The organism is Brevibacillus panacihumi W25, from assembly GCF_000503775.1.
GTDB lineage: Bacteria > Bacillota > Bacilli > Brevibacillales > Brevibacillaceae > Brevibacillus > Brevibacillus panacihumi_A.
This window is the reverse complement of record NZ_KI629787.1, coordinates 377,444-389,876: the sequence shown is the minus strand read 5'-3', so window position 1 is coordinate 389,876 and position 12,433 is coordinate 377,444. Positions and strand designations below refer to the sequence as shown.

General features: G+C 45.1%; 12 protein-coding genes. 3 read left to right on the top strand and 9 right to left on the bottom strand.

Annotated features, from left to right (window positions below; genetic code table 11):
- Positions 1-10: 10 nt before the first annotated feature.
- From T458_RS55320 to T458_RS55290, 7 genes are all read right to left on the bottom strand, one after another.
- Positions 11-592 carry a nucleotidyltransferase family protein gene (locus T458_RS55320; RefSeq protein WP_031306345.1) on the bottom strand — a complete coding sequence of 194 codons (582 nt, stop codon included), beginning with the start codon at positions 590-592 and terminating at the stop codon, positions 11-13.
- Positions 593-651: 59 nt separating this feature from the next.
- The gene (locus T458_RS55315; protein ID WP_023555483.1) at positions 652-2,064 is read right to left on the bottom strand and encodes a pyridoxal phosphate-dependent decarboxylase family protein; all 1,413 of its coding nucleotides are present in this window, start codon (positions 2,062-2,064) and stop codon (positions 652-654) included.
- Positions 2,065-2,402: 338 nt separating this feature from the next.
- The gene (gene argH / locus T458_RS55310) at positions 2,403-3,824 is read right to left on the bottom strand and encodes an argininosuccinate lyase (protein ID WP_023555482.1); all 1,422 of its coding nucleotides are present in this window, start codon (positions 3,822-3,824) and stop codon (positions 2,403-2,405) included.
- Positions 3,825-3,848: 24 nt separating this feature from the next.
- Positions 3,849-4,577: an amino acid ABC transporter ATP-binding protein gene (locus T458_RS55305; RefSeq protein ID WP_023555481.1), complete on the bottom strand. Its 729-nt coding sequence runs from the start codon at positions 4,575-4,577 to the stop codon at positions 3,849-3,851.
- A 35-nt stretch (positions 4,578-4,612) separates the two neighbouring features.
- Positions 4,613-5,272: an amino acid ABC transporter permease gene (locus tag T458_RS55300; RefSeq protein WP_023555480.1), complete on the bottom strand. Its 660-nt coding sequence runs from the start codon at positions 5,270-5,272 to the stop codon at positions 4,613-4,615.
- 104 nt (positions 5,273-5,376) lie between these two features.
- Positions 5,377-6,204, bottom strand: a complete 828-nt coding sequence (locus T458_RS55295) for a transporter substrate-binding domain-containing protein (RefSeq protein WP_023555479.1) — start codon at positions 6,202-6,204, stop codon at positions 5,377-5,379.
- Between the two features lie 217 nt (positions 6,205-6,421).
- On the bottom strand, positions 6,422-7,714 hold the full coding sequence (locus tag T458_RS55290) for a hypothetical protein (RefSeq protein ID WP_023555478.1): 1,293 nt from the start codon (positions 7,712-7,714) through the stop codon (positions 6,422-6,424).
- A gap of 206 nt (positions 7,715-7,920) precedes the next feature.
- Between T458_RS55290 and T458_RS55285 the strand changes: the two genes are divergently transcribed.
- The gene (locus T458_RS55285; RefSeq protein ID WP_252989898.1) at positions 7,921-8,607 is read left to right on the top strand and encodes an MBL fold metallo-hydrolase; all 687 of its coding nucleotides are present in this window, start codon (positions 7,921-7,923) and stop codon (positions 8,605-8,607) included.
- A 695-nt stretch (positions 8,608-9,302) separates the two neighbouring features.
- Positions 9,303-10,426, top strand: a protein-coding gene (locus T458_RS55275) for an IS3 family transposase (protein ID WP_144083927.1) whose coding sequence is annotated in 2 segments (ribosomal slippage) — positions 9,303-9,552 and positions 9,552-10,426 — 1,125 coding nt in all. Because the reading frame shifts where the segments join, the coding sequence is not laid out codon by codon here.
- A 413-nt stretch (positions 10,427-10,839) separates the two neighbouring features.
- Here the strand turns inward: T458_RS55275 and T458_RS55270 are convergent.
- Both T458_RS55270 and T458_RS55265 read right to left on the bottom strand, forming a co-directional pair.
- Complete coding sequence (locus tag T458_RS55270) at positions 10,840-11,475, bottom strand: hypothetical protein (protein WP_023555474.1); 636 nt, start codon at positions 11,473-11,475, stop codon at positions 10,840-10,842.
- A gap of 144 nt (positions 11,476-11,619) precedes the next feature.
- The gene (locus T458_RS55265; RefSeq protein ID WP_023555472.1) at positions 11,620-11,868 is read right to left on the bottom strand and encodes a hypothetical protein; all 249 of its coding nucleotides are present in this window, start codon (positions 11,866-11,868) and stop codon (positions 11,620-11,622) included.
- Between the two features lie 88 nt (positions 11,869-11,956).
- Here T458_RS55265 and T458_RS55260 point away from each other — a divergent pair, with 88 nt between their 5' ends.
- Positions 11,957-12,244, top strand: a complete 288-nt coding sequence (locus T458_RS55260; protein WP_023555471.1) for a hypothetical protein — start codon at positions 11,957-11,959, stop codon at positions 12,242-12,244.
- Positions 12,245-12,433: the final 189 nt, after the last annotated feature.

The following is a 12,433-nucleotide window of genomic DNA, read 5'->3' as shown; positions in this document are numbered from 1 at the left end:
CCGCATGTTATTAGATGATGTCCGATTCCCATGGAATAATGATTACATCCTTCCACGTTCGGCTCCACCTCATTACCTTTTTATCAAAAATATCCTTCGTGATCTGAACCTTGTTTGCCCGGACGATCATTCCGAACAGATCATGTAAACCAAATGGGGCGTAGATCTTACAGGCATTCTTTTCCCATCTCATACCGATTGCTGTTGCTGTCGTAGGCCAGGTATCGATAGCATGTTCCACAGATGTATAGGGCTGAATCGGATAGCCAAAGCGCTCTTCGTACCAAATATGTACACGTGCCTGGTTCTTGATATCAGGCTTCAAGGAAAGATCAGCAAACAGTTCTTTTCCTTTTTGGATGACGAGAGCTTCCTCCTCGAAGCTTATCTTCTCCTGATCAAAATAAACCAGATCCATGTCATTGATTCCATAATCCAGCGGCAGTCCACATAAGTAGTTCCATACCGTTTGAGTCAGACAACCGCCGCCGATATAATAATTCGATACTCCCAAAAGGGGGGCTCTTCTCATAGCCTCGTATAGTTGCTCATGACGGGTAATAATTTCTTCTAAAAGCCGGGCTTGCGACATCAAATCGATATACCCCCGAAACCTCATTATTCTTCGTCTCTATGGAGAGCCCAAAGGATTTACAACCCTTGAACCATTTCGGAACTCACTTTATCTAGTGCCTCCCAAATTATTTCTACATCTTGTGCGCTTGTTCTCCAATTACTGAATGCTGCCCTGATTCCAGGCCTGCCTTGATACATGGTTGGCGTCATAAATACGCGACCATCATCCTTCAGGGTGTCTAAAAATCTATTAATTTCTTCATATGAAAGACTCTTATCCTTCAAAGACAGGGTAAAACATACTACATTCAGTCTGGTCGGAGCCAACAACTCAAACCTGTCACTAAGCTGAATTTTTCGCGTTAAAAGTTGTGCCAGTTCTATATTCGTATCAACGATCTTTTGGTATCCTGAACGTCCATATGCTTTCAAAGTAAACCACGCTGGCAGAGCTCGGAAACGCCTTGAATTTTCTGGCGTGAGATGAACAAATTCGGGCTGATTCATTGAATTCCCTAAATAGGCGGCATTGTTTTGAAAGACTTCGACCTGCAAAGATTTATGTCTAGTGAATTGCATAGCGGAATCATAAGGCACATTGAGCCATTTATGAGCGTCAATGGTAATGGAATCTGCTTTATCCATTCCATTGACGAAATGAGAATAATTCGTGGAACACGCTGCAAAGCCACCAAAAGCAGCGTCCACATGGAGCCAAAAGGAAAACTCTTTCTTCAACTCACCCAATGCTTGCAGGTCATCATAATCAACGGTGTTCACTGTACCTGCGTTTGCCACAACAATACATGGCACACCTTCTTGCTCCTCCAAAAATCCTCGCAATTTATTAATATCTATTGCCTCTCTGTTTTCGATACATGGAATGAGGGTAACGTTCTGTCTACCCATCCCCAATATCGCCAAAGATTTATAGATACTAGAATGCGGTGACCCACTCGCAATTTTTATTTTCGGCAAGCGATACAACCCTTCTTGGGAAATATCAACGCCTTGTTGATGAGCGATCCATTGCCTGGCCTGCGCTAGCCCAACGAGATTCGCCATCGTTGCTCCACTAACGAATGTTCCACTAAACTCCTTCGGCAGTGCGAAGAGTTCCCGGAGCATTCCAATCGTCTCCAATTCAAGCTGGCCCGCTACAGACTCCTCGATACTCGTCACGTTTTGATCATAAATACTAACAAGCCAATCTCCTGCAACCGAGGCAGGTGTTGCTCCCCCAGTTACAAATCCTAAAAATCGAGGTCCTACACTACCGCTTAGGCTTTTCGAGTATGCAGATAGAAAATGCTCCAATACTTGCATAGTCCCTAACCCTTCGATGGGTAGACTTTCTTGGAAGAGGGGTTGGGGATTTACAGCAGCCGGATGAGAATCTAGATTGTCATAGAATTGCATGGCCATATTCACTACAGAATCGAGAATTTCTTTTATTTCTTGCCGATCAACTTCGAACTTATCAGACATCAAATAATCATCTCCTTTATTGGATCAAAACAGTAAGCTTCATCCATGACACAGGAGTTCAAAAAAATTTGAACCATGTACTGCAGCAAATCGATCTCGATCTTTCCATAAAGGTTTCCTCGTTTGATTATCTGAACGAAGTTAAAAATGTGTATGACGATGCATTACGTTATTCTTGAATCGATTATTAGTTCAATTTATTTTGAACTCACTTATTGATACCATTTTTTTGATGCATTTTCAATATTATTTTGTAAATTTTCCCTTGAGCAATCCCATCATCACTGCCATATAAAAAATGCCCCGCTTTGTTCAAAGCGTGGGCATAATCTTCCTATTCAGTACCGAACCTCTTCCTTCTGCAAAGCCTCTTCCGTCCACTTTTCCAGCTCCGCAATACAAACCTTGGCCTTACGGATACTCTGCTCTACTTGCTTGCTGCCTGTTCCCCCCAGTACATCGCGCGCATCCACAACCGTACGGATGTCGATCGTCTGGTAGAGATCCTCCTCAAAGCTAGCACTGTGCTGCTTGTACTCCTCTAGCGTAAGATCAGCCAGGTATTTGCCATTGGAAATGCAATACAGCACCAGCTTTCCGATCACTTCATGCGCCTGACGGAACGGCATGCCTTTGCGCACCAGATAATCGGCCAGATCGGTGGCGTTGGAGAAATCCTCTTTCAGTGCCTGAGCTACACGTTCCTTGCGCACTTCCATCGTCCGGATCATTCCAGCAAACAGCTGCAAGGAGCCTTTTAGCGTATCCACCGTGTCAAACATGCCTTCCTTGTCTTCCTGCAGGTCTTTGTTGTAGGCGAGCGGCAATCCTTTCAATACGGTCAACAGACCAATCAGGTTGCCATAGACGCGTCCTGTTTTCCCACGCAGCAGTTCCGCCACATCCGGATTCTTTTTCTGCGGCATGATCGAGGAGCCTGTACAGTACGCATCATCCAGCTCCACAAAACCAAATTCTGTGGAGGACCAAAGCACCATCTCTTCACAAAAACGAGATAGATGCATCATCACAAGCGATGCGGCGCTCAGGAATTCCACAATAAAGTCCCGATCGCTGACGGCGTCCATCGAATTCTCATAAATTCGCGCAAACCCGAGTTCTGCTGCCACCAATTCGCGATCGATGGGGAACGTCGTACCAGCCAGGGCTCCGGCACCGAGCGGCAGTGAATCAATCCGCTTCAACCCATCCTGCAAACGCTCCACATCACGGGAGAACATCCCGAAGTATGCGAGCAGATGATGCGCCAGCAGCACTGGCTGAGCCCGCTGCAAATGGGTATAGCCCGGAATCATCACGTCGAAATTCTTCTCTGCAGTCTCAACCAGCGCATCCAGCAGGTCGACCAAGTGAGCAATAATTTGTTTTGTTTCCCGGCGCAAATAGAGATGCAGGTCGGTTGCCACCTGATCATTGCGAGATCGTCCCGTATGCAGCTTTCCGCCAACCGGTCCGATTTTCTCGATCAGAACTTTCTCGACGTTCATGTGAACATCTTCATTCTCTACTGAGAATTGAAAGCTGCCCGCTTTTACTTCCTGCAAAATGTTTCGCAAGCCTTCGCTGATCTTGTCCGCATCCTCCTGCGGGATAATGCCGCATGCACCCAGCATCTTCACGTGAGCCAGCGAGCCGCGGATATCGTCACTTGCCAGCTTTTGATCAAAACCAATAGAGGCCGTGAACTCTTCCACGAGCTTGTCCGTTTGTTTGGTAAAACGTCCGCCCCACAATTTCATCTATGTTCACTCCTGATTTTTCGTCTAGTGATTCAGCACCTTGCCCAAGAAATCCTGTGCCCGATCCGTCTTTGGATTGCTGAAAAACTCCGAGGGCGGTGCTACCTCGACAATCCTTCCCTCCGCCATAAAGACGATTTGATTGCAGATTTCCTTGGCAAAACCCATCTCGTGCGTGACAACTGCCATGGTCATCCCCGTACCTGCCAGCTTGCGGATCGCGTCCAATACTTCCTTTACCATTTCCGGGTCAAGGGCCGAGGTAGGCTCGTCAAAAAGCATGACCTTTGGATCCATCGCCAAAGCACGGGCAATCGCGACCCGTTGCTGCTGGCCACCCGATAGCTGGCCGGGATAGGAGGCGAATTTCTCCCCCAAACCAAGGCTGGAAAGAAGCTCTTTTCCTTTTTCCTCTGCTTCCTTTTTGCCAATCCCTTTTACATTGATAGGAGCTACGGTTACGTTTTCCAGTGCGGTCAGATGAGGGTACAGGTTAAACGACTGAAACACGAAGCCGATATCGGCTCTCAGCTTGTTGATATCTGTTTTTTTCTCGTGTACGGAGGTCCCATCTACGAGAATCTCGCCCGCCTGAATGTCCTCCAGCGCATTGATCGTCCGGATCAGCGTGCTTTTTCCCGCACCGCTCGGGCCGATCAAGGCAAACACCTGCGATTGCGGAATTTCCAGATTGATATCATGAAGTACTTTTAACGTTCCATAGCTTTTCGTCACATTCTTAATCGAAATCATGTCGGTATGATTCCTCCTTTCGTCACGATAAACTGCTATTCATGCACGCGGTATTTCCGTTCCAAATAACGTACGATTTGAGAGAGAGAAAAGGTGATGCAGAAATAGACAGCTGCGATGAAGGTCCAGATTTCAAGCACGCGGAAGGTGGTCGCCACCAGATTGTTCCCCACCAGACTCAAGTCCACGACGGAAATGACCGAGGCGAGCGAAGAATCCTTGATCAGGATGATAAACTGGGATGCGAGCGGAGGCAGCACCTTGCGGAAAGCCTGCGGAAGAATCACCAGGCGCATAGCTTGCACGTAGCTCATCCCCGACGAACGGGCTGCTTCCATTTGTCCACGCGGAACGGATTGAATACCGGCCCGAATAATTTCAGCCACAAATGCGCCCGAGAAGATAGCCAAGCCTAGTACAGCCGCCCAGAACGAATCGATGCGCAAGAATCTCCCCAGTACAAAGAAAATCCACAGCAGCAACACGAGAAGAGGAATCCCGCGAATCAATTCCACATATGCAGTGGCGATAAAGGAAAGAATCCGATTCCGGGAAATGCGGCACAAGCCTGCCACAATTCCGATTGGAAGACTAAAGATGAGCGCCATCGCTGAGATTTTCAGCGTTATCAGCAGCCCTTCCCAGAAAAGAGGAAGATTGTCCGCAATCACGCCCCATTCCATTTGGTAACCCATGAATGTACCCCCATTTCCTTGGTATTTTCCAAAACATACAATAAGAGAGGAAGAGCCATAATGGACCCTTCCCGCCCTGTAAGAGATGCTAGTTCATTTTTCCGCTACTCTTTCTTTTCTACTTCGCTTCTCCAATCACTGGAGTGGAACCATTTTTCAATGGAAGCTTGATCTTCCAGACTGCCTTTGTAGGAAGCGAGGAAGGAATTAATCCAGAGGACCGTTTCCACGTCGTTGAGCGGAACCGCAATTCCCAGATTGTCAGTAGAAATCAAGTCGTAAATCCCTCTTGTCTGGAAAGAAGGGTTTTGCTCATATTCACGAACAACCACTTCCTCTGTGACAACACCATCTGCTTGTCCCTGATTCATTGCCATTGCAGCCGCAGGGACGCCTTCGAAATCCAGTACTTTGGCTTGCTTGAAAATTTGCTTCGCTAACAGCGCACCTGTAGTCCCTTGGGAAACGGCGATCTTTTTATCAGGCTTGTCCAGATCTTGCCAGGACTGGGTAGTCGTGTCCGTTTTCGGCACCATGAATACCTGTCCTGTCGAATAGTACGGGTTGGAGAAGCTGACAGAAAGCGCGCGATCGCCGCGAATGGTCATCGCCGAAACCGCCATGTCGATATCGCCAGTTTGCAGGGCTGGAATCAACCCGCTGAATTTCATTTGCTTAAATTCCACTTCAACGCCAAGCGCTTTGCCCAATGCCGTCATCATGTCGATGTCATACCCGATAAAGTTGCCCTGCTTGTCCTTCATCTCAAACGGCATATAGGCTGAACCTGTACCCACCACAAGCTTCTTCTTGTCTTTTACCTTCTGAATGGTCGATGGCGCCTTTTGTTCCGGTCCGGCACCGGCTTGTTGCGAACAACCTGTTACGGCCATTAGAAGAAAGGATAACATCACGATTATTGCCTTTTTCATCAAACGCTTCCCCCTTAGTAATCTTGTGTATGTCCAACTTCTACACGCCAAAAATTGGCACTACGAAAGCTGTCACCGCTGTTGAACCCGAGATGTCCTATTTTCGGGTTAGTTAAGGGTAAATACCCTGTAAATGATTGTACTCGCATCACTCTGACATATCAACGGATTTTTTCAAAGAATCTAAAAAAAAATAATCATTCATTGAAACGAATGATTATACCAAGCGATATATTTTACTAGGACGGCCCCGTGTTGAGTTCGATTCCTCGCCGATGCATTCCGCCAGCTCCACTTCGCACAGCATAGCGACAATCCTGCGCGCATTCCGTTCGTCCAGATAGAGGTGGGTGGCTAGGTCTTTTATGGTGAAATCACTCCAGGCCATCCGGCGGATCAGTGCTTCGATCTTGTTATAGGTTTTCACGCTGATGTTTCCTTTTTTCAGCTTCTCCAATAAATCCTTATCATCCATGCGGAAGGAGTACGTAATCTCTTCCTTCCCGACCGATTCGCTGATCGTACCATTTTCTTGCACGATAATCATGCCTCGTTCTGCCTTTTCCTTCGAGTACTGGATCGCCTGTCGAGCATTGACCTCCGCCGTAAAAACCGTCTCTCCAAACCCGATGCCCACCGCTGCAGTCGTTTCCGATTCCAGTGATAGCTGGAAAACCGTGTTTTGCACCATTGTCAGCTCTCTCTCAATCGCCCCGCGGGAACTGAAGATCACATAGCGGCCATATCCTTTTTCCAGCAGCGAGCCATCCAGCTTTTCGCAGAGCCGCAGCAGGGCCTCTTTCCAGCGCAGCTCCTGATACTGGAGATGGTAGGGGCTTTTCGCCTTTTGGGCAATCTTGTCGAACTGCTCGATTTCCATGATCACCACGCCGATTTGCGTATCCTTGAAATAGATGGTCCTGACCTTTTCCGCAAGAATCCGAAGCGTCTTGCGAATCTCCATACGGGTCGGCGAAATCCAATAAGTTGGCACTCCCGCTTCACGCAACGACTGGTAGACAAATTGAAAGCAGGTAATCGCTCCGTCCGTCTTTCCAGCATTCCAGAGATCCAGATGGAATTGCAGCAATTCCTTCAGATCTGTCTCTTCGTCATATAGTTTCATATAAATCTGGCTCGGTACGTTCTCCAATTGCGAGATGGCTTCCTCCGGGTCCGAGGTGTCAATCTCATCGATGCTTACCCGATCCATATAGGTCCCCAGCTCACAGGCCATGTTGAGAAAGCATTTATACAGACTGGCCTCCGAGTGTTGAATATGCATCATGTTTTCATCCGATCCCAGCGTCTTTCGGGCAATTCTGTACGGAATCTGTGCCGAAAAGAGCCACACGTCCACATGATGGTCATGCTCCAGAACAATCTCGGGCGTATTTTTAAACGATTCGTACGGATAGGGAATAAACTCCATCATCTGCTCAAATTCTTTCGCCACATCCAGAATCCGACCCACCGAGAGATGCGGCCCGACAACACCGATTCTATACATTCCGTTTTCCTACTTTCCCCAAGATTCTTAATACATTGTATACATGTTGGAAGTAGGAAAGCTAGTGTGTCATCCTTTTTTTCCGGGATCTGTATATTGCGGGTTGTTCTATTTTTTTCAAGCTCTTTGTGATGGAAGACATATTGATAGAAAGTTTTCGGCACCTTTTAGGGAATTTACATGAAGTCTTTATCCGATCCATGGAGGTGGCAGTATTGGAGACTAGGGAAGGAATCAAAGTGATCAAGCTGGAGATGAAAGTCGATGACGGTTTGTTCGTGGTTCACACGGCGGTGCTGTGGGATGAGGAAGGAGCCATCCTGGTAGACACGGGCATCCCGGGACAGCTGGAGCTGATCAAGGCTGTTCTCGCAGAAGAAGGCATTCCCTTTTCACAACTGAAGAAAATCATTATTACCCATCAAGACCGGGATCATATCGGCAGTCTCCCGGAAATCGTCGATGCCTTTGAGGGGAACATCCAGGTGCTGGCACACGAAGCAGCCGTTCCTTACCTTGCTGGACAGATTCCATTGATCAAAAGCGGCAGTTTCGCTACACCTGTCAATGTCGACCATGCCCTGACCGATGGAGATCTGTTGCCCGACTGCGGCGGAATCCGTGTCGTCTATACCCCAGGCCACTCCCCGGATCATGTGTCCTTGTATCATCTTCCCAGCAAGACGTTGATCGCAGGTGATGCGCTCACGGCACAAGACGGACTGCTCATGACATTCAATCCCGCTTTTACCCCGGACAAAGCGTCTGCGCTGCAGTCGATCGCCAAGCTTGCGGATTTGGATATCGAGACGGTCGTCGCGTATCATGGGGGAGTTTGTACGGGGAATATAAAGGAGCGGCTCGCAGAGCTTGTAGCGAATACAGCTTTGTAAACGTGATGAAACCAGGCGGGCACATGATTTATGTGTATCGACTGGTTTTTTTATAGCGTTCCTACCTCCGTATAAAAACTGCTGTAGTAACCGATTGAGATGACGATAGCTGGTAGCAAATTCTCTCTATTTATCAAGGTCGCTTTGTTCAGTGGCTCTTTCAGTTCGGCATCCGTATCGTAAGTGGACACCGACACAAATAGCTCGCCAGCCGCACCTCGACAGGGTAAAAACCTTTTTTGTGACTAACTCTTTAAGGGATTCTTTTTCCAGTTTATCAACCTGTCACTTTAATTGCTTCAGTACTTCTAGGTTAGACTCGAGTCTTTATTCAGCTTGTAGAACTTATTTGCATTGAAAGCTATGCTCGAATATAAATAAATAAAAAACTTTAAAGCATATGTTCGCCTAAAGTTTTTTAAAGCATAACCTTGCCACTGTGGCAAAAATATGGTTAAAGTCATATGTTGTTAAGGTATAAAGTGACCATGAAATGGCACAGCATTTCTTTCTTCAAACTCGCTGAAAAAGATGACGGGACAAGGTCAAGCGTACTCCTGGACGCTAGACTTGTCCCGTCCTAGACTCCCCAAGAATTGAAGAAGGAGGCAAGTTGGATCGGCTACACTGAATTGGACAATTCTCTTAAGGTCTAGTAGATTGAAATCAAATCGACAAGGAACGGAGAGAATGTCATGCAGAAACGTGAGCGTCGGTCATTTACAGACGAGTTCAAGCAGCAGATGGTTCAACTTTACGAGAATGGGAAACCGCGTGCAGATATTTTGAGAGAATATGATCTGAGTGCATCTGCGTTTGACCGTTGGGTCAAACAGAGTAGAACAACAGGTTCTTTCAAAGAAAAAGACAACCGAACCGAGGAAGAAAAGGAACTCAGAGCGCTGCGTAAGGAAATCCAACGGTTGAAGATGGAAAACGATATTTTAAAGCAAGCAGCGCTGATCTTCGGACGAAATTAACGGTAATCCAGCAAAACGCTCATAAGTATCCCATATCGGCCATGTGCAAGATCCTTCAGGTCAATAGGAGTACCTACTACTACGAGAGTAATGAGCAATCATCTGTCAATGATGAAGTAGAACAAGCAATTATCCGTATTTTTGAAGAGAATCAGCGCGTGTATGGAGCAAGGAAAATCAAAGCAAAACTTCAAGAAGAGGGAATGACGGTTTCCAGACGGCGCATTGGACGTCTGATGAAGAAAAACGGCCTGGTCTCGGTCTACACAGTGGCGCAGTATAAACCGCATATGTCGTCATGTAACGAATCGCCGATCCAGAACGAACTGAATCGCGAGATTGCGAAAGAAGCACCACTGGAAGCCGTTGTGAGTGACTTGACATACGTTCGGGTCGCAAATAAATGGCACTATATTTGTTTGCTCGTGGACTTATTTAATCGGGAGATCATCGGTTACAGCTGCGGAAAATTTAAAGATGCCGCACTAGTCTATCAAGCATTTGCAAGCGTAAAAGGAGATCTACGCCAAATCCAGCTTTTTCACACAGATCGTGGCAGTGAGTTTAGAAATCTCACGATTGATGAAGTGATCAACACGTTCAAGATCAAGCGTTCATTGAGTATGAAAGGCTGTCCCTATGACAATGCAGTTGCGGAGGCAACCTTTAAGCTGATCAAAGCCGAGTTCGTGAGAAATCGCAAATTTGAATCGCTATCTCAGTTAAAGCAAGAGCTAGGAACATACGTCAAATGGTTTAACGAAGCAAGGATTCATTCCACACTAGGATATCTAAGCCCATTAGCGTACAAAGAGAAGGCACTTAAGAAATCTGTCTAGTCAGGTGTTGACAATCCAAGTATACAAAGCAGCGAGATTAAGGGAGAATAACTCAAATTTTGAGGGGTTAAACCGCTCATAGTTACAAGATTGAACAGAGATACGCGAATGTGCATCATGTTGTTGTCAGAGAAGAGTTTGAACAATTGAGCATGAAGGACAAGTTTTTCCCCATACAGGCTATGTTCAAAAAGTATTCCAGTATTCGCTATTAGCTATTTAAGAATTACGATCAAGAATGGGATTCCGCTACCTTGATTGTCATTGCTGGGGCAACCAGACGAATAAAATAAAACTCTCCGAACTTATCGGAGAGCTATATGGCAACAAAGATCAACTGGTGTCTGTAAGGTATTTCTACAAACTTAAAATATTTTGATTAGGGAATTAAAAGGCTACAGATTAATGGAGCATTAATAGTCTTTTCCTATCGTAAATTTGTTTCTCCAAGGATATACCCAGTTCGCGCCTTTAATTGTAATAGATATCGGCCCATAGCCTATACTAAAACCATCAACATATTTAGGTGCACTTGAGTGTACATATCTAGATACAAACGTCCCTGTTTCTCCTTTGTGAGATTTAGGTATACGCACCTTATCTTTCAGATAGCCATCATGTATTCCTTCATGATAGTCAATATCAATTTCTGCAAGTGAACCGTAGACATCCTGCTCAGTATCTGGATCATAATCAATACTTCCAAGTTTTCTACCGCTACTACTAAAATAAGTCACATCATAATCAGCGCTTGTTCTTATCGATGTTGTATGGTATTGCCAAGCATGCGCTACTCGATCAGTAAAATAAAGTGTAGGACGTGAACTCCATTCAAATTTAGTGTAGTAAGAATATTCATATTCACTATCCTCTATACCATGATAGATAATATAACCCCAGCCTCTAAAATCTCCATCCTCATAATCACCAATTTCAGTTCCAGCAATCGTTACATCTCCCGTAACATCTTCGTTTACCAATCCCATTTCTTGTAGTTTTTCAAAATCTTTCTTTGCAATTTTTTTAATTTTTTCTTTGTTTTTTTTCATTGACGACGTGTTGAACTCCATCTAGATCAGTATAGATAGTTGGTTCATACTCAACTTCCGAGTCCACTTTAACGCCACCTTCAGCTAACAATTCCTCTTGCATTTCCTCTGGTAAAGTATCAATCTCTTTTTCAGAAAAACCCATTATCTTAAGTATTTTTTTCGTTCGTTTTTTGAAATCCTTTGGGATTTCGATTTTCCGAGACCTTTCACCCTTCCGTCTTCATAAACTGTTACATCGAGATCGCCGACCTTAACCATGTCAAAACTAACCTCTTCTTCAATCTCTTTAAAGTCTTTGCTGGCCGCACTTACAGTAAATGGGATCAAGCTAGTCAGTGTAACAGTTGCAACTAGAATAGCTATGAATTTTTTCTTCAGAAAAGGAATCATTTTGAAAACCCACTAATATATGGTATATTGGAATCATAACCATGTCATAAAAAATTGTCAATACTTGGATAATAAAGGGGATTTGTAAATGAAAAAGAAAAAACTTATTGTTTTTTTGGGTACATTGTTTCTTGTAATGATGGTGCTTTTACTAATATGGAGTATTTATTTTAAGGAAAAGACAGTAGCAGTCGTAAAAGTAATAGAGGTTAGCAATGACTTCATGGTAATTAAGGATCAGCTCAACGTGAAAACAACTATTAATGTCCCGAGGGTTATTACGAAATTAATTAATGTGAACGAAGAATATTTTGTAGAGTATGAGTCTAGCTTTATAGGATCGCCGAAGCTTGTTTCTATAGAACCTCTAAATTAAAGGTGGACTATTCCAAAGTAACGCTAACAAGATGTTGCTTCCTATTATGCTCTGCCATTAATAAGGATGGAAATTGTATACAATTGGTACTAAGGAGTACATTGAATCTATCCTCAAAAAGATAGCCCCTGCACATGGGTAACGTGTGTTCTGGCTCTTAAGCCCCAAAATTGGATTTGAGTATACACC